At 73.7% G+C, this 16854-nt stretch carries 16 protein-coding genes; 14 read left to right on the plus strand and 2 right to left on the minus strand.

Annotated elements, in window-relative coordinates:
* The first annotated feature begins 5 nt into the window (after positions 1 to 5).
* The 14 genes from ACZ31C_RS24520 to yidC all read left to right on the plus strand — a co-directional run bounded on the left by ACZ31C_RS24520 (position 6) and on the right by yidC (position 13540).
* Positions 6 to 1286, plus strand: coding sequence for a phage tail sheath family protein (locus ACZ31C_RS24520; RefSeq protein WP_465797247.1), 1281 nt, complete (start codon positions 6 to 8; stop codon positions 1284 to 1286).
* 1 nt (position 1287) lies between these two features.
* Positions 1288 to 1767 (plus strand): phage tail protein, encoded by a 480-nt coding sequence (locus tag ACZ31C_RS24525; RefSeq protein ID WP_449951836.1) that lies wholly within the window; start codon positions 1288 to 1290, stop codon positions 1765 to 1767.
* A 919-nt stretch (positions 1768 to 2686) separates the two neighbouring features.
* A complete protein-coding gene (locus tag ACZ31C_RS24530) occupies positions 2687 to 3496 on the plus strand; it encodes a hypothetical protein (RefSeq protein ID WP_465797248.1) in 810 nt (269 codons plus the stop codon).
* Positions 3496 to 4239 carry a CIS tube protein gene (locus ACZ31C_RS24535; protein ID WP_465797249.1) on the plus strand — a complete coding sequence of 248 codons (744 nt, stop codon included), beginning with the start codon at positions 3496 to 3498 and terminating at the stop codon, positions 4237 to 4239. The genes ACZ31C_RS24530 and ACZ31C_RS24535 overlap by 1 nt, the downstream gene beginning before the upstream one ends.
* Entirely contained in the window at positions 4236 to 5831 is a 1596-nt protein-coding gene (locus ACZ31C_RS24540; protein WP_465797250.1) for a phage baseplate assembly protein V, read from the plus strand. Before ACZ31C_RS24535 ends, ACZ31C_RS24540 begins: the two co-directional genes overlap by 4 nt.
* The gene (locus ACZ31C_RS24545) at positions 5831 to 6169 is read left to right on the plus strand and encodes a hypothetical protein (RefSeq protein ID WP_465797251.1); all 339 of its coding nucleotides are present in this window, start codon (positions 5831 to 5833) and stop codon (positions 6167 to 6169) included. Before ACZ31C_RS24540 ends, ACZ31C_RS24545 begins: the two co-directional genes overlap by 1 nt.
* Positions 6166 to 6630 carry a GPW/gp25 family protein gene (locus tag ACZ31C_RS24550; RefSeq protein ID WP_449951824.1) on the plus strand — a complete coding sequence of 155 codons (465 nt, stop codon included), beginning with the start codon at positions 6166 to 6168 and terminating at the stop codon, positions 6628 to 6630. The genes ACZ31C_RS24545 and ACZ31C_RS24550 overlap by 4 nt, the downstream gene beginning before the upstream one ends.
* Entirely contained in the window at positions 6627 to 9215 is a 2589-nt protein-coding gene (locus tag ACZ31C_RS24555; RefSeq protein ID WP_465797252.1) for a putative baseplate assembly protein, read from the plus strand. The genes ACZ31C_RS24550 and ACZ31C_RS24555 overlap by 4 nt, the downstream gene beginning before the upstream one ends.
* Complete coding sequence (locus tag ACZ31C_RS24560; protein WP_465797253.1) at positions 9196 to 9786, plus strand: phage tail protein; 591 nt, start codon at positions 9196 to 9198, stop codon at positions 9784 to 9786. The genes ACZ31C_RS24555 and ACZ31C_RS24560 overlap by 20 nt, the downstream gene beginning before the upstream one ends.
* Positions 9783 to 10700: a hypothetical protein gene (locus ACZ31C_RS24565; protein ID WP_465797254.1), complete on the plus strand. Its 918-nt coding sequence runs from the start codon at positions 9783 to 9785 to the stop codon at positions 10698 to 10700. Before ACZ31C_RS24560 ends, ACZ31C_RS24565 begins: the two co-directional genes overlap by 4 nt.
* Before the next feature lie 139 nt (positions 10701 to 10839).
* Positions 10840 to 11295 carry a hypothetical protein gene (locus ACZ31C_RS24570; protein ID WP_465797255.1) on the plus strand — a complete coding sequence of 152 codons (456 nt, stop codon included), beginning with the start codon at positions 10840 to 10842 and terminating at the stop codon, positions 11293 to 11295.
* 15 nt (positions 11296 to 11310) lie between these two features.
* Positions 11311 to 12081, plus strand: coding sequence for a hypothetical protein (locus tag ACZ31C_RS24575; RefSeq protein ID WP_465797256.1), 771 nt, complete (start codon positions 11311 to 11313; stop codon positions 12079 to 12081).
* 91 nt (positions 12082 to 12172) lie between these two features.
* A complete protein-coding gene (locus tag ACZ31C_RS24580; protein ID WP_465797257.1) occupies positions 12173 to 12454 on the plus strand; it encodes a DUF6412 domain-containing protein in 282 nt (93 codons plus the stop codon).
* A gap of 171 nt (positions 12455 to 12625) precedes the next feature.
* Positions 12626 to 13540, plus strand: a complete 915-nt coding sequence (yidC, locus tag ACZ31C_RS24585; protein ID WP_465797383.1) for a membrane protein insertase YidC — start codon at positions 12626 to 12628, stop codon at positions 13538 to 13540.
* A 61-nt stretch (positions 13541 to 13601) separates the two neighbouring features.
* Here yidC and ACZ31C_RS24590 read toward each other — a convergent pair whose 3' ends face one another.
* Positions 13602 to 15932: a beta-xylosidase/alpha-l-arabinosidase gene (locus tag ACZ31C_RS24590; RefSeq protein WP_465797258.1), complete on the minus strand. Its 2331-nt coding sequence runs from the start codon at positions 15930 to 15932 to the stop codon at positions 13602 to 13604.
* A 60-nt stretch (positions 15933 to 15992) separates the two neighbouring features.
* The gene (locus ACZ31C_RS24595; RefSeq protein WP_465797259.1) at positions 15993 to 16853 is read right to left on the minus strand and encodes a carbohydrate ABC transporter permease; all 861 of its coding nucleotides are present in this window, start codon (positions 16851 to 16853) and stop codon (positions 15993 to 15995) included.
* Position 16854: the final 1 nt, after the last annotated feature.

The raw sequence follows: 16854 nt of genomic DNA on the forward strand, positions 1-16854 counted from the left end.
GACCGATGCCCAGCTACTTCTCACCCGGGATCTATGTCGAGGAGGTGCCTGCCGGTGCCCGGCCGATCGGACCGGTCGGCACCAGCACGGCAGCCTTCGTCGGCGTGGCACCGGACCGCACCGCCCGTCTCGGCGAGGCCCTCGCCGTGAACAACTGGACCGAGTTCCTCCGCCTCTACGCCGACGGCGACGAGTTCGAGAGCACCCCGTTGGCCCGCGCGGTCTTCGGTTTCCTCGACAACGGCGGCACCCGCTGCTGGGTGGTCAACGTCGGCGAGGGCGGCGCGCTCACCGGCAGCGGCCGCCAGCGCGGCGGGTTGGACCTGCTGGAGGCGATCGACGAGATCTCCATCGTGGCCGCGCCCGGTTTCCACGACGCGGTCGCGCACGAGGCGCTGCTGAGCCTCGCCGAGCGCACCCGCACGATGGTCGCGATCTGCGATCCGGCTCCCGACATCGACGACATCTCGACGCTGACCCGGGTGGCCACGGCCGGCTCCGGCCGGGCGGCGAAGCCCACCGAGGGCGGCGACACCCCGGCCAGTTCCGGCGGCTCCGGCGGCTCGGGCAGTTCCGGCAGCTCGGGCGGGGGTACGACCGGGTCGAGCGGTAACCCGACGGCGCACCGGCCCCGGCAGTCGGACTTCGGCGCGCTGTACTTCCCCTGGCTGCGGGTACGCGACCCGCTCAGCGGCGACCTGGTGCTCACCCCGCCGAGCGGGCACCTGGCCGGCATCTGGGCCCGCACCGACGCCCTGCGCGGCGTGCACAAGGCACCCGCCAACGAGCCGGTACGCGGCGCCGTCGACCTGGGCCACCTGGTCACCCGCTCCGAGCACGACGTGCTCAACCCCAAGGGCGTCAACGTGATCCGGTACTTCCCCGGCGAGGGCATCCGGGTCTGGGGCGCACGTACGCTCGCCGCCGAGGCCAGCGAGTGGCGGTACCTCAACGTCCGGCGGCTCTCCATCGCCATCGAGCAGGCCATCGCCAACGGCACCCGGTGGATGGTGTTCGAGCCGAACGACTACACGCTGTGGCGCTCGATCCGCCGGGACATCGGCGCCTTCCTGACCCGCGTGTGGCGCGACGGCGCGCTGCTGGGGCGTACGCCCGAGGAGGCGTTCTTCGTCAAGTGCGACGAGGAGACCAACCCGGCCGACGTCCGCGACGCCGGGATGGTGGTCGCGCACATCGGCATCGCGGTGGTCAAGCCGGCCGAGTTCGTGGTGTTCAAGCTGAGCCAGTGGGCCGGCGGCACCGAGACCGAGACGATTGGAGGCTGACATGCCGACCACGGCCACTCCGCAGCCGGGCGCCCCGGTCGACCCGTACCGGGCGTACAACTTCAAGCTGCTGGTCAACGGGGTCACCAACGGCCACTTCACCGAGGTGAGCGGCCTGGAGGTGAACATCCCCGCGCAGCCGTACCGGGAGCAGGGCAACGACCGGATCCGGATGATCCCCGGCCAGGTCGAGTACGGCCCGGTCACGCTGCACTTCGGCCTGACCGCCTCCCGGGAGCTGTGGGACTGGGTGCACACCATCGCCCGGGGCACCAGCGACCGCCGCAACGTCTCGGTGGTGCTGCTCGACTCCGCCGGCACGGCCGAGGTGCTGCGCTGGAACCTGCTCAACGCCTGGCCCACCCGGTGGCGCGGCGCGCACCTCAACACGCTCGGCCAGGAGATCGCCATCGCGGCGCTGACGCTGCGCTACGAGAGCCTGGAACTGGAGACCGGCGGTGCCGCGCCCACGCCCGCGTAGCTGGGTCGCCGGTCGGCTCCGGTCCGCCGCGCGCGCCGTGGACCGTGTCGCCGGCCTGGTGGACACCACCCCAGACGGCACGGCGGTCGGCGGCCTGCCGGGCGGCGCGGTCGGCGGCGCGGACCACGGGACTGACGCCGCCGCGTCGTCGGACGGGTGGGAGGTGGTCGCGTACCGGCATCCGGACCGTCCCCCGGAGCACTGGCTGCGGCTGATCGCGGCCCACGCCCCGGGGCTGCTCCGCGACCTCGCGGCCGAGATGCCGGCCGGCGCCCTGCCGTCCGAGCGCGAGGAGTACGCCGACGACCCGCACCCGGCGGCCGAGGGCGCGGTGGAGGGGACCGATCCGTGGGCCGGGCGACGGCCGCCCGGCGAGGGCTGGGGCGACGGATCGTCGCCCTACGCCGCGTCGCCGGGGACCGACCGGTCCTCCCCCGCCCCCTTTGCTCTGCTTCAACCGACGCAACCCCCCGGATACCGCAGGTCAGCCGTTGCGTGGAGTGAAGCAGAGCAAAGGCGCGGCGCAGGGGTACCTTCCAGTGCGACGGACACGCGCCGGGCCACTCCGGCGGCGCGCCATCACGGCGCACCGGGAGGCCGGGGCGCGGTGAGCGGGGCCGGCGCACTCCGGACGGGCTCCACAGCGGACAGCGCGGGCACGCCGTCTGCGGTGAGTGGGGCGGACACACCCGGAGCAGCGTCGACCGGCAGCGGGGCGCCCACACCGGGGGTAGGGGCGGTCGCCAACGGAGCGCTCACGCCAGGGATCGTCGACGGGACAGCCGCACCCGGGGCCGGACCGCTGGTCAGCGGGGCAGGCACATCGGGGACATGGTCGACGCCGGACGGCGCGGGGGCGTCGGCGGCAGGGGCAGGGACGGCAGGGGCGGTGCCGAGTGGCACGGGCGCGGATCCGGCGGTGGGCGACGCGACGACGCCGTGGGCGGACGGACGTGGGCACCGCGCGGATTCGGCCTGGGGGCGGGCGGACACCGCGCCCACCGGCACCGGGGTGGCGGGCGTGCCGGGCCGTCGGCTGGTCGAGGGAGCCGACCGCCAGCGCGCGGACGCCGCCACGGACGCCGCCACGTCGTCGCCCGGCTCCGGGTCGGCGACGGATCGCGCGCGGCCGGCGACGGATCGGCGGCAAGCGCCGGGATCGGTGCCGGGCCGGAACAGGGCGGTGCTGCGGCTGGTCGACTCCGCCCCGGACGACTCGACGTCGCCGGGAGCGGGGCGGGAGGCGTATCCGGCGCGGGCGTACCCCTGGACGCCCGGCACGGTCGGCGGGATCGGCAGCGGCCCGGACGTCGACGGGCTGCGGCATCCGGCGCGGTCGAGTGTGCTCGGGCCCGACGGGGCTCGGCATCTCCGACGGTGGGGGACGGCAACGGGCGGGGACGATGCGTACCGGACGGCGGGTGGGGACGGTCTGTCCGGGAGGGGCGGCGAGGTCGGACGGCGGCGCGCGGACGGCGCGTACGGGGACGGGCTCTGGCCCGGCGCGGGGCTGCCGGCCGGTGCCGGTCGTCGGCCGGTGCTGCCGCGCGGGCCGTGGCCGGACCTGACCGGTGCCGGCGCTCCCGACGTCCGATCCGGTGACGGGCGGGACGCGTCGGACCCGTGGCCGGCGTTGCCGGACGACCGGGCGCTGTGGGTGGTTCCCGATCCGGAGGACGCCGCCGCGGCCCACCTGCGCCGCCTGGACCGGGAACAGGCGGGCGGCTGATGGAACGGGTCGCCTTCCTCGTGGACGCCACCGGTGAGCGGGTGGACTGCCTACTCAACCCGGAGACCGTGCAGGTCAGTCGGCTGGCCGGAGTACGGCACCGGGGCAGCGCCGGCAGTCAGCTCACCGGCGCCGGGCTCGCCGACGATCCGCTGGTGTTCACCGGGGGTGGGCGTACCGAACTGGTTCTCGACCTGCTCTTCGACACCGACTTCGCGGAGGGGCAGGTCCGACCCACCGACGTGCGCGCGCTGACGCGTCCACTGTGGATGCTGGCGGAGAACTCCGCGGTCGAGCACGGCTGGGTCCGGCCGCCGCTGGTGCGGCTGGTCTGGGGCAAGACCTGGAACGTGCCGGGGGTGATCGTGGCGGTGGCGGAACGGTTCGACGCGTTCACCGCCACCGGGTCGCCGCGCCGGTCCTGGCTGCGACTCAAGCTGGTGCGGGTCGCCGAGGACACCACCCGGGCCGAGGAGGGCTTCGCCGAGGAACTGGCCGAGGCACAGACGCCGGCCGTCGCGCCGGGCACGGCCCTGGTCGCCGCCGGGGACGGCACCACCACGGCCGATTCCACCGGCGTACGTTTCGACCTGCTCGCCCACGACGCGCTCGGCTCGCCGCTGCGCTGGCGGCTGCTGGCCGAACACAACCGGATCACCGACCCGCTCACCGTGCCGCCCGGCACCGCGCTGGCCGTGCCGCCGCTGCCGGGCACCGTCGCCGCCACGGGTGACGGGGCATGAGCGGCGGCGCGCCCCGGGCGCTGACCGTGCTGCTCGACGGCGGCCCGTTGGCCGGCCGTGGAAGCGGACGAGTGCACTCGGTGCGGGTGGCCGCCCGACTGAACCGGCCCACCCAGTGCGAGGTGGCGCTGGCCGCCGGGCCGGGCAGCGCCGCGCCGGTCGCCTCGGCGCGGGTCGGCGCCCGCCTGGAGGTCCGCCTCGACGGGCACCCGGCGGCGTTGTTCAACGGCGAGGTCACCGCCGTCGAGGTCGAGTACGCCGCCGACGGCGCGGCGACCCTGCGGATCCGGGCGTACGACGCGCTGCACCGGTTGCGCAAGCGGCAGCGGTTGCGGGTGTTCGAGTCGGTGACCGCCGCCGAGCTGGCCGCCGACCTCTGCGCCGACCTGGGCCTGCGGGTCGACGCCGAGGTCGACGGGCCACGGCTGGACCGGCTGCCGCACCACCGCCCGAGCGACCTCGACCTGCTGCTGGAGGTGACCGGCCGGGCCGGGCTGCACCTCAGTGTCGACGAGGACGTGCTGCGTCTGCTGACGCTCGACGGGTACGGCACGCCGATCCCGCTGGCGCTCGGCCGCGACGTGCACGGCCTGCGGTTGGCGGTCAACGCGGACACCGCCGTGGGCGGGAGCGCCGCGCTCGGCTGGCACCCGCAGCGGGCCGAAGCGTTCACCTCGCAGGCCGCCGTGCCCCGGTGCGGGCGGGACACCCCGGTGGACCCGGATCCCGCCGACGTGGGCGCGGACGGCACCCGGACCGCACTGGACCAGCCGGGCCGCAGCGACGACGAGATCGCCGCGCTGGCCCAGGCCCGGCTGGACGTACGCGCGGCGGCGCTGGTCACCGCCGAGGGCACCGCCGAGGGTGATCCCGCGTTGCGCCCCGGCCGGCGGATCCGGTTGACCGGGGTCGCCGAGTCGATGGCCGGCACGTACGTGCTGACCGAGGTGGTGCACACCGTCGACGCCGACGGATACCTGAGTCGTTTCTCCACCGTGCCGCCACCGGCGCCGCCGGCCGGGTCACCCGCTCCGGCGGTGGTCACCCTGGGCACCGTCACCGACGTGGCCGACCCGGACGGGCTGGGGCGGGTGCGGGTGGAACTACCCGCGTACGGCGGGGCGGACGCGGGTTGGCTGGCGGTGCTCTGCCCGGGTGCCGGCCGGGGCAAGGGACTGGTGGCGCTGCCCGATCCGCAGGACACCGTGCTGGTGGCGCTGCCCGGTGGCGAACCCGCCTCCGGTGTGGTGCTCGGTGCGCTGTTCGGCGCCGTCACGCCGTACGACACCGGGGTGGACGACGGGCGGGCCCGGCGCTGGTCGCTGCGGACCTCGGGCGGGCAGCAGGTGGTGGTCGACGACGTGGCCCGCAGCCTGCGGCTGAGCACCGACACGGGTAGCTGGCTGGAGCTGACCCCGGACCTGGTCACCCTGCACGCCGCCGCCGACCTGGTGCTCTCCGCCCCGGGCCGGGCGATGGTGGTGCGCGCCCGCAGCGTCGACTTCCTGCACGCCGAGGCGAGCGAGGACCCGGGCACCGCCGCCGAGCGGGCCCGCAGCCTGGCCCGCACCCATCACGGAGGAGGTGGCTGATGCGCTGGATCCATCGCGACTCGGTGATCAGGTGTGACCACGACGGCCGGATCCGCAACGAGGAGTCGCAGGGGTGGGTGCGGGTGGTCGGCGTACCGGTGCTGGTGGCCGACGACCCGCAGGGCCGCAAGATCGTCGCCTGCCCGAACTACGGCGCGACGGTCAAGCCGTGCACGAAGACCGAGCCGGTACGCGTCGGCTACAGCGACTTCGTCCGCGTGGACGGTCACGGAGTGGTGCTGTCGCACCTGGAGGGCTTCACCGACGGCAGCCCGCCGGGCCAGTTCCGATATCGGGTACGCGATCCCCGGCAGGGGTTCCTGGGGGCCGACCGGTGAGGGCCATCCGGTTCCTCGGCGCGGGTTTCGACGCCGGTCGCAGTGGTGGGCTCGGGCTGACCGCAGCCGGCGGGCTGGCCATGACCGATGGCGACGAGACCGTACGTCAGGCGCTGTTCCTGCTGCTGTCCACCACGCCGGGCGAGCGGCTGATGCGCCCCGGGTACGGCTCCCGGCTGCACCGGTTGGTCTTCGCCCCGAACGACGACACCACCGCCGGGCTGGCCATCCACTACGTCCGTGCGGCGGTCACCCGCTGGGAGCCCCGCATCGACGTGCTCGACGTGGACGCCGGGCCGGACCCGGACGACCCGTGGCGGCTGGTGATCCGGCTGGACTACCGGATCCGGGCCAGCCTCACCCCCGGGCAACTGGTCTTCTCCGTGGACCTGCTGCCCGTCGACGACGACCCGCCGGGGCCGACCCCCGACCCCGGCGCCGACGCTGAGGAGGGGCGATGACCCTGCCCGTGCCGCACCTGGACGACCGGACCTTCCTCGACCTGGTGACCGAGGCCCGGGAGCGGATCCGCCAGTCCTGCCCCGGCTGGACCGACCTGTCCGCGCACGACCCGGGCATCGCCCTGCTGGAGGCGTTCGCGCACCTCACCGAGGTGATGATCTATCGACTGAACCAGTTGCCGGAGAAGGCGTACGTCTCCTTCCTCAACCTGCTCGGGGTGACCCGGCACGCCCCCTCGGCGGCCTGGGCGGAGGTGCGGTTCACCCGGACCGGCGCCGACGACGAGGCGCTGCGGATCCCGGCCGGTACCCGGGTCGCGGCGGCGCGTGGTGCGGACCCGCGACCGGTCGTCTTCGTCACCTGCGAGCCGGCGCTGCTCGCCGCCGGCCAGCGGGAGGTGACCGTCCGGATGCACCACTGCGAGCCGGTCGAGGCGGAACTGCTCGGCGTCGGCACCGGCGCGCCGGGGCAGGTGCTGCGGGCGGGGCGGGCCCCGCTGGCCCGGACCGCCGAACCGCTGGACCTGCTGCTCGGCGTCGAGGTGCCGACCGGCTCGGTGGAGTTGGGCGCGGCGGCCCGCGAGCACGAGGGGCGCACCTTCGAGATCTGGCGGGCGGTGGACAGCTTCGCCGGCCTCGGGGCGCAGGACAAGGCGTACCTGGTGGACCGGTGCTCCGGCACGGTGACCTTCGCCCCGGCGCTGGACCTGCGCGGCCCGGACTCCGCCGGTGACGACGCCCCGGTCGCGGCGGTGCCACCGGCCGGGCGGCAGGTGCGGCTCTGGTATCGCGCCGGTGGCGGCACCGCCGGCAACGTGGCGGCCGGGACGCTGACCAGCCTGCGGGACCCGCTGCCCGGGGTGAAGGTGGTCAACCCGTCACCGGCGGCCGGTGGCCGGGAGATGGAGGCGATGGAGTCGGTGCTGCTGCGCGGCCCGTACGCCTTCTTCGCCCAGCAGCGCGCGGTGACCGCCCGCGACTTCGAGGTGCTGGCCACCGGCTCCGGCGGGGTGAGTCGGGCGCGCGCCTTCACCCGGGCCGCCGTCTACAGCTTCGCCCGGCCCGGCGAGGTCGAGGTGGTGCTGGTGCCGTATGTGCCGGACGACGCCCGGCCCGGCGGCCGGCTGCCGGTGGCGGTGCTGCGCGGGCACGAGGTGGAGGAGGCCCGGCTGCGGGTCGAGGCGGATCTGGAACGCCGCCGCTCGCTCGGCACCACCTGTCGGGCGAGCTGGGCGCGGTACAAGGCGGTGTCGATCCGGGCCCGGGTGGTGGTGCGCCGGGAGGAGGATGCGGAGGCGGTGCGGCGGCGTATCCACGATCGGCTGCACCAGACGCTGAGCCCGCTGCCCACCCCGCTGAACCCGACCGGCTGGGCGTTCGGCGAGCCGCTGCGCGCCTCCAACGTGTACCGGCTGCTGGAGCACGCCGAGCCCGGGGTGCGCTACGTCGAGTCGGTGCGGTTCGTCGTCGACGAGGCCCCCGACCAGCAGGTCCGCACGATCGCCGCGGACCAGTACCAACCCCGCACCTGGTACGCGGGCAGCGGCCCGGTGCTGTTCCGTTCCACCAACGCCGGTGCCGGATGGGAGCCGGCGGGCCGGTTCGACGGGGAGACCGTGCAGCGGGTGGCGCCCGCGCCCGCCCCGGTCCGGCCCGGCATCGTGCCCCGGCCCGGGTCGGTGGCGGTGGCCACGGTCCGGTCCGGCGGCGGCTCCCGGGTGCACCTGAGCGTCGACCTGGGCGAGACCTGGTCGCTGCTGGCCGATCTGGACTCGCGGATCAGTGACCTGGCCTGGATCGACCGGGACGGCGCGGGCGCGTTGCTGGTCGCCACCGACACCGGCCTGTACGAGGTGTCGCTGCTGCCCGGTGCGGTGCCGTTGCAGATCCTGGTCGACCCGGCCGACGCCGACCGGGGCTTCTACGCGGTGCGGGCGTTCGTCTCCGAGCGCGGCGTACCCGGGGTGGCGGTGGCCGCGCAGGCCGGGTTCGGGGTCTATCTGTCCGGCAACGCGGGACGACCCGGCAGCTTCTCCCACGTCGGGTTGGCCAATGTCGACAACCGGCTGCTCGCGGTGCAGTACGACGGCCCGGCCACGCTGCTGTGGAGCGGCGCCGGGGAGCCGGATCCGAAGCGGCCCGGGCAGGGCTGCTTCCGGGCCCGACTGTTCGAGTCCGACGTGAAGTGGCAGGCGATGCAGTCCGGCTGGATCGGCGGCACCTGCCGGGACCTGACCTTCAGCGGCACCCAGGCGCTGGCCGCCACGCAGAGCGGCGGGGTGTTGCGGCTGGACACGGTCGCGGCGCAGCCGCAGTGGTCGTCGGTGTCGGTCAACTGCGGGCTGCCGCTGCGCGACCGCACCCGGTTCGTGCCGGTGGACGCGATCGCCGCCACCGCCGGGACGGACCGGCTGGTGCTCGCCGGTGGGGAACGCGGCGTGCACCGCAGCGGCGACGCGGTCGACTGGTCGGCCAGCGCCAACCAGGCCACCGCCGACGTGGTCACCGTCCCGGACACCTGGCTGCTCTGCTCCGGCGAGCACGACATCGAGGTGGTGCGGCAGGATGCGTCGACCGGCCATTGAGCGGCTGCTGCCCGCCGCCTACCAGCGCGCCTGCGTGCCGGGCAGCGTGCTGTGGGCGCTGCTGGACGTGATGGAGGCGCTGCACGCGCCGGACGAGGCGGTGCTGGCCGACGTCGACGCGCTGTTCGCGCCGTACCGTGCGCCGGACGGCATGGTGGCGTACCTGGCCGGGTGGGTGGCGATGGACCACGTGGTCGCCGCGCCCCGGCGGGACGCCCCGCTGCCGTTGCCGTCCAGCCGGCTGCGTGACCTGGTGGCGCACGGTGCGGCGCTGGCGACCTGGCGGGGCACCCCGGACGGGCTGCGGACCGCCCTGGAACTGGCCACCGGGGTCACCGGTTTCGTCCTCGACGAGCCGACCGACCGGCCGTTCCACCTGGTCGTCCGGGTGCCGCCGACCGCCGCCGACCAGCTCGCCCTGGTCAGCCGGATCGTGGCGGCGGAGAAGCCGGCCGCCGTGACCGCCGAGGTCACCGTCGTGGCGGACGCGCCGGCGGTCGGCCGGGCCAGTGTGCCGTCCCCCTCCCCCGTTCCCACCCCGCCCGATCCCGCTCCGAAGGAGCCGTCATGACCACCGAATGGACCGTCGTCGCCGCAGCCGAGCAGTTCACCCTGGACGTCCGGAACGCCGGGGAGCTGACCTTCACCGTCTCCAATCCGGGACTCGCGCCGGACACGGTGGTGTTCGACGTGGCGCCCGGCGAGGGAACGCAACGTTCCTGGTTCACCGTCACCGAACCGCAGCGGGTGGTGCCCGGGCAGGGCTCGGTGTCGTTCCTAGTGCGGCTGGCCGTGCCGGCGGGGACGCCGCCGCGTCGCTACGACATGACCGGTTTCGCGTACTCGGCGAACACCGCGCCGGAGGAGAGTTCCCGATCCAGCGGCCGGGTCACCTACGAGGTGCGGGCCGTGGCGCCGCCGAAGCGTACGCCCTGGCCGTGGATCGCCGCTGCGGCGGCGTTGGTGCTGGTGGTCTCGGCGGTGGTGGTGTTCCTGGTGGCGCGCGACGACGACCCGCCGCCGCAGGCCCGGGTGGTGACCGTCGAGGCGGAGACGCTGGTGACCGGCGCCCGGGTCGAGTCGCCGACCGGCGCCGCGCCGACGGTGGCGGTGCAGCCGAACTGCTGCGAGGTGACCTGGTCGCAGGACAACCAGCTCTTCTTCCTGGGGCGGGCGATCAGCGACCGGGTGACCGTGACGGTGGAGCTGCCGGCCCAGGCCGTCTGGCAGTTCTCCACGGTGCGGACCACCGCTCCCGACTACGCCAACACGGTGTTCCTGATCGACGGCCGGCAGGTCGGTGACCCTTTCATCGGCTTCTCCCCCACGGTGCGGGTCACCGACTGGGTCGACGTGGCGCAGGTGCCGCTGGCGGCGGGCCCGCACCAGATCACCCTGGTGGTGATCGGCAGGACGCAGAGCACCGACCGCTACTTCGCCGGAGTCGACGCGATCCGCTTCACCGAACTCCCCCCCACCCCCTAACCCCACCCCCACCCCCTAACCCTGACCCTGACCCTGACCCTGGTTGATCAAGAGGTTTGCGTCGGCTCAGCGCCTCTTTTCGACGCAAACCTCTTGATCAACGCGGCGAGACGACGTGCGACGAGAGCGAGGTGCAGTGGTGACGGGACGGCAGAAGGTGCTGGTGGGGGCGCTCGGGGTGCTGCTGGTGGTGTTGTTCGTGGTGGCGGTCGGGGTGGGGGGTGGGGGGCGGGGGGACCTGGCGGCGCGCAGTTCGTTGGTCGACCTGCTGGGGCGGGTTGGCGGCGGGACGTCGGCGGTGGACCCGGGCACCGTCGACGCCGACTGTACCGAGGCCCCGGGTCGACTGGTCGTCACCGGTGACTGCGAGCTGCGGGTGGCCGACCCGGGCGGGTTGCGCACGCTGATCCTGCGCAGCCCGGAGGCGTTCACCGTCGAGGCACCGGCCCCGGGGGACGCCGACTTCACCGTCGAGGACGACGTCGTCCCGGCCGACGACGGCACCGGCGCGGTGACCCGGATCGCCGTGGACCGGGCCACCACGGTACGGGTGAGCTGCTCCGGCGGCTGCCCGGTCACGATCGCGCGGGACTGAGGCGGGGAGGCCGGGATGGGTGCGCTGCGCAAGCCGTTCCTGCTGCTGGCGATGCTGGCGCTGGTGCTGGCGGTGGGCGTCGAGTTGGGTGCCGGGCTGCTGCTGGGTGGCGGTGACGCCGGTGCGGCGCTGGCCGAGAGCGCCGGTGATCTCGGGGTCGAGGTCGGTGACGTGAGCGGGGTCGGCGAGCCGTCCGGCCGGGGCACCGGCTATCTGGCGCTCGTCGACGCGGTGGCGCTCTGGACCACCGGGCTGTTCTGCCTGGGGCTGGTGCTGCCCGAACGGATCCACGGCCGGGTGCAGGGCGTCGCCACGCTGGTCTTCTCGATCATCCTGGTCATCGTGGCGTTCGTGGCGTTGATCGTCGCCTTCGTCGAGTTGATGATCATGGTGTCGTTGTTCCTGGCGCCGCCGTTCGGCACGCTGGCGTACCTGGCGTTGTGGGGGTTCTTCCCGGTCGGCGACGCGGCCGTGCTGCTCGGCCTGGCGCTGCTGCTCAAGCTCGCCTGGGCCGGGCTGCTGGTGCTGGCCCAGCCGAAGTTCCTCCAGAACAAGGGCCTGGTCCTGCTGATCCTGACCAGCCTGCTCTGCACCGTGCTGCTGGAGTTCCTGCACAATCTGGTGCCGGTGATCCTGGTGAGCATCCTCGACGACCTGGGCGCGCTGCTCTTCGCGATCATCGCGATCGTCTGGGCGCTGGTGCTGCTGATCGGCGCGATCCCGGCGATCGTCAAGGCGCTGCGGGCCACCGCCGCGCTGCGCGCCGAGCCCGATCCCGACCGCTAGTGCGGTGTTCACCGGGCCGCGCCGGGTCCAGACGACGACCGGCGGCGTTCCTGGACACGGCCTAGGTGCGCGGGGCGGATATGGTGGTGCCGTGATCGGGCTCGGCATGATCTGGTACCTCGTCGGCGTACTCGCCGACGCCGGTGCCTCCAGCATGCTGTCCGGCACGGCCGCGGCGACCGGTGTGCTGCTGACCGTCGTGCTCGCCGCCGCGAACCTGGTCCATCGGGTGGTCACCGCCCCGGACCTGCGGATCACCCGACGGCTGCTGCGGGAACGGGCCGGGCGTACCGGCGTGCCCCGACACCGCGATCCGGACGCCGCCGGCCGGGCCCGCCCCAGGGCACCGACCGCGACCCTCGCGGTCGCCTGAGCACTCACTCTCGCTCGTTCCACCTGCCGCTCCTCGGCGACCGCTGCTGACTCGTCCCACCCGTCGTCAGTCGTGTCGCGTTCCGAGGGGTACCCACATGTCTAATTCGTCCGCTTTCCGCCACCGGTGCGCCATCGGAGCCCTCCGGTGAGCGCCCTGTTCAGCCCACTGATGGCCGTCGTCTACGGCACCATCTCGGCCATCCTGCTGTTCTGGCACGGCGCCTGGCAGATGCTCTTCGGCGACGCCGCCGCGCTGGGCACCGACTGGGCCTGGGTGCTGGGCATCGTCTTCCTGGTGCTGACCGTCCGGGGTGTGCTGTTCCCGGTCTTCGTCAAGCAGATCAAGTCGCAGCGCGCCATGCAGGCGCTCCAGCCGCGTATCAAGGAGATCCAGGAGAAGCACAAGAACGACCGGGAGACCATGCAGAAGGAGCTGCTGGATCTCTATCGCACGGAGAAGGCCAATCCGCTGATGGGCTTCCTGCCGATGCTGGTGCAGATCCCGGTCTTCCTGGGCCTGTTCCACGTGCTGCGGCATCTCAAGCCGACCATGCCGGAGCACATGAAGACGCTGTACGGCTGGACGGTCACCCAGTTCGACAGCGCCTCGTCGGCGACGTTGTTCGGCGCGCCGATCGCCGCCAGCTTCCGGTCCGGCACGCAGGAGTTGTCGTTGCTCGGCACGGACGGCACGACCGTCCGGATCGTCGCCGCGATCCTGATCGTCACGATGATCGCCACGACCTACCTGAGCAGCCGGCAGATGATCCTGCGAACCGGATGGGCCGAGGACCCGCAGCAGCGGATGGTGCAGCGGCTGATGCTCTACGGCATCCCGTTCTCGCTGCTCGTCTCGGGTCTGATCTTCCCGATCGGCGTGATCATCTACTGGGTGACCACGAACCTGTTCTCCCTCGCCCAGCAGACCTGGGTCCTCCGGAAGTACCCGCCACCGGCCACCGGCACGCCGAAGGCGGGGGCCACGGCCACCCCGACCCGCGCCACACCCCCGGCCCGATCGCTCGCACCCCGGCCGGGCGCGAAGCCGACCACCGCCCGCCGGGGCGCGTCGCGCGGCCGATAGACGCCGAGATCCCGGTACGCCCCCTTGCCGGGCGGCGTACCGGGATCACCGGTGACAGACGTCAGCGCACGTCGGTGGTGGTCCAACGCGGCGAGGCGTTGGTCACCACGGCGGTGTCGCCGACCAGGGCGGTACGCGCCTCGGCGTCCCGGCGCACACTGCTGCCCACCCACACGTCCACGTCGCCGGGCTCCACCACGCGGGTGAGACTGCGGTCGGAGAAGGCCAGGCGGGTGGTGGGCACCGTCAACTCGACCGTGACCGACTGGCCCGGCTCCAGGTGCACCCGGCGATAGCCGAGCAACTGGGCCACCGGCCGGGTCACCGAGCCGACCAGGTCTCGACCGTAGAGCTGGACCACCTCGTCGCCGGCCACCGCACCGGTGTTGGTGAGCCGGACGGTCACCGGCAGCGCCCCGTCGGTCGGCACCGTGGCGGGCACGGTCAGGTCGGCGTACTCGAAGGTGGTGTAGGACAGGCCGTGACCGAACGGAGCCACCGGGATCGCCGGCAGGTTGGTCACCTCGCTGCCCTCGCCGAGAGTGGGGTGCAGGTACGAGAACGGCTGCGCCCCGGCCGAACCGGGCAGGCTGACCGGCAGCCGCCCCGACGGGTTGACCCGGCCGGAGAGTACCCCGGCGATCGCGCCCGCCCCCTCCTCACCGGGGAAGAACGCCTGCACCACGGCCGCGCAGCGGTCCACCGCCCAACCGAGCACGTACGGCCGACCGGTGAGCAGCACCAGCACCACCGGCGTACCGGTCGCCAGCACCGCCTCGGCCAGCTCCCGCTGGACACCGGGCAGCTCCAGGTCCTCCCGGTCGCACCCCTCGCCGACGGTGCCGCGCCCGAACAGTCCCGCGTGGTCGCCGACGACCAGGATCGCCACGTCCGCCGCGGCGGCGGTGGCCACCGCCTCGTCGAAGCCGGACCGGTCCTCGGAGTCCACGTCGCAGCCCCGCGCCCAGCTCACCAGGTCGGCGCCGAACTCGGCACGGGCCGCCGCGAGGACCGTCGGCACCTCGATGCCGGTCTCCACGTCGGGGTGCTGGGCCAGCACGTGGTTGAGGAAGGAGTAGCAGCCGAACAGCGCACCCTCCCGGTCCGCGTTCGGCCCGACCACCGCCACCCGCCGCCCGGCCGGCAGCGGGAGTACGCCCTGGTTGGCGACGAGGACGACGGACTTCTCGGCGAGTCGGCGAGCGATGGACCGGTGCTCCGGCGAGTCCAGGTCGACCGGCTGCGGCTCGTCGTCGAAGGTGGCGTCGAGCAGCCCGAGCGCCTCCTTCTGGCGCAGGACCCGCAGCACCGCCCGGTCCACGATCGCCTCGTCGAGCCGGCCCGACCGCACCGACTCGGCCACCGTCAGGTAGGCGTCGCCGGTCGGCAGTTCGATGTCGACGCCGGCGGTCAGCGCCTGCACCGCCGCGTCGGCGTGGTCGGCCGCGACGTGGTGTAGCAGGTTGAGGAAGGCCACACCGAAGTAGTCGGCGACCACCGTCCCGTCGAAGCCCCACCGGTCCCGCAGGATTCCGGTCAGCATGGTCGGGTCGGCCGCCACCGGCACGCCGTCGATCTCCGCGTACGAGTGCATGACCGACCGCGCGTCGCCGTCCAGGATCGCCATCTCGAACGGCGGCAGCAGCACGTCGGCGAGTTCCCGGGGACCGGCGTGCACCGGGCCGAAGTTGCGCCCGGCGCGGGAGGCGGAGTAGCCGGCGAAGTGCTTGAGCGTGGCCAGCACGCCCTGCGCCTGGAGTCCCCGCACGTACGACGTGCCGAGCGTGCCGACGAGGTAGGGATCCTCGGCGATGCACTCGTCGACCCGCCCCCACCGGGGGTCACGGATCACGTCGAGCACCGGGGAGAGCCCCTGGTGGATGCCGAGTGCCCGCATGGACGCCCCGATCGCCTCGGCCATCTCGGTGACGAGTTCCGGATCGCAGGCGGCGCCCCACGCCAGCGGGGTGGGGTAGGTCGCCGCCTTCCACGCGGAGAGCCCGGTGAGGCACTCCTCGTGGACGATCGCCGGGATGCCGAGCCGGGTGCCGGTCACCAGGTCGGACTGGAACTTCCACAACCAGGACGCGCGGGCCTCGGCGTCGACCGGTCGGGTGCCGTACGCCCGGGTGAGGTGCCCGAGCCCGTGCCGGGAGAAGGTCTCCAGCTTGCCGACGTCGGCGAACTCGCCCTGCAACGGCGCGACCGTCTCGCCGTCCTCCTTCTCCCAGAAGCCGACGAGCTGGGCGACCTTCTCCTCGATGGTCATCCGCCCGAGCAGCTCACGGACCCGTGCCTCGCCGTCCGGCCGGTCGGACCGGTCGTGCCGGTCGTGGCCCGGACCCGGTTGTGCCGGGACCGGTGCGCCGACCACGCCGTGGACCTCAGTCATGCTGTGCTTTCCCCTTTGTGTTGTGCTGGCGCCGCGTCGGCTCTCGTCGGGCCGCGCCGCTCAGCCCTTGACCGCGCCCTGCAGGCCACCGACGATCTGCTTTTCGGCGAACGTGAAGAAGAGAAGTGCCGGCAGCATTGCCAGCGAGGTGAAGGCGAGGATGCCGGCCGTGTCCGAGGTGTACTGGCTGGAGAAGTTCTGCACGCCCAACGGCAGGGTGTGCAGGCTGGCGTCACCGAGGACGAGCAGCGGCAGGAGGAAGGCGTTCCAGCTCGCCACGAACGCGAGGATCCCGACGGTGACGAGGGCGGGACGCGACAGCGGGAGCATGATGCGCCAGAGGAACCCGAGCCGGCCGGTGCCGTCGATCGCGGCGGCGTCCTCCAGTTCGCGCGGAATCGCGGAGAGGAAGGGCCGCAGGATCACGATCGTCAGCGGTAGCGCGAAGGCGATTTGCGGGAGCATCACCGCGAAGTAGGAGTTGATCAGGTTCATGTCCCGCAGCATGAGGTAGAGCGGCAGGATCGCCGCGCCTGCCGGGAAGAGCAGGCCGAGCGTGAAGAAGGTGTAGAGCACCTCACGGCCGCGGAAGGTGTAGCGGGCCAGCACGAACGCGGCGCAGACCCCGAGCAGGACGACCCCGAGCGTGGTGCCCAGCGCGATCACGGCGCTGTTGAACGCCTGCGTCCAGAAGCCGCTCTGGGTCAGCACCCGGGCATAGTTGTCGAAGACCCACGGGTCGGGCAGACCGGCCGGGTTCGCGACGATCTGCGGGGTGGTGCGGAAGCCGCCGATGATGACGTACAGCACCGGGACGATCGACACCGCCGCGACCGCGAGGGCCAGTCCGTAGGTGAGGGGATTGCCCCACGACGCCGGGCGACGCCGGCGGGGCGGGGACAGGGTGGCGTTGGCGGTCACG

Source organism: Micromonospora sp. NPDC023869 (assembly GCF_055559695.1).

Bases quoted from the DNA above. Each gene is read 5' to 3' on its own strand.
- ACZ31C_RS24520 (WP_465797247.1), top strand. From the start codon at position 6: ATGCCCAGCTACTTCTCACCCGGGATCTATGTCGAGGAGGTGCCTGCC.
- ACZ31C_RS24525 (WP_449951836.1), top strand. From the start codon at position 1,288: ATGCCGACCACGGCCACTCCGCAGCCGGGCGCCCCGGTCGACCCGTAC.
- ACZ31C_RS24535 (WP_465797249.1), top strand. From the start codon at position 3,496: ATGGAACGGGTCGCCTTCCTCGTGGACGCCACCGGTGAGCGGGTGGAC.
- ACZ31C_RS24540 (WP_465797250.1), top strand. From the start codon at position 4,236: ATGAGCGGCGGCGCGCCCCGGGCGCTGACCGTGCTGCTCGACGGCGGC.
- ACZ31C_RS24545 (WP_465797251.1), top strand. From the start codon at position 5,831: ATGCGCTGGATCCATCGCGACTCGGTGATCAGGTGTGACCACGACGGC.
- ACZ31C_RS24555 (WP_465797252.1), top strand. From the start codon at position 6,627: ATGACCCTGCCCGTGCCGCACCTGGACGACCGGACCTTCCTCGACCTG.
- ACZ31C_RS24560 (WP_465797253.1), top strand. From the start codon at position 9,196: ATGCGTCGACCGGCCATTGAGCGGCTGCTGCCCGCCGCCTACCAGCGC.
- ACZ31C_RS24565 (WP_465797254.1), top strand. From the start codon at position 9,783: ATGACCACCGAATGGACCGTCGTCGCCGCAGCCGAGCAGTTCACCCTG.
- ACZ31C_RS24575 (WP_465797256.1), top strand. From the start codon at position 11,311: ATGGGTGCGCTGCGCAAGCCGTTCCTGCTGCTGGCGATGCTGGCGCTG.
- yidC (WP_465797383.1), top strand. From the start codon at position 12,626: ATGGCCGTCGTCTACGGCACCATCTCGGCCATCCTGCTGTTCTGGCAC.
- ACZ31C_RS24590 (WP_465797258.1), bottom strand. From the start codon at position 15,932: ATGACTGAGGTCCACGGCGTGGTCGGCGCACCGGTCCCGGCACAACCG.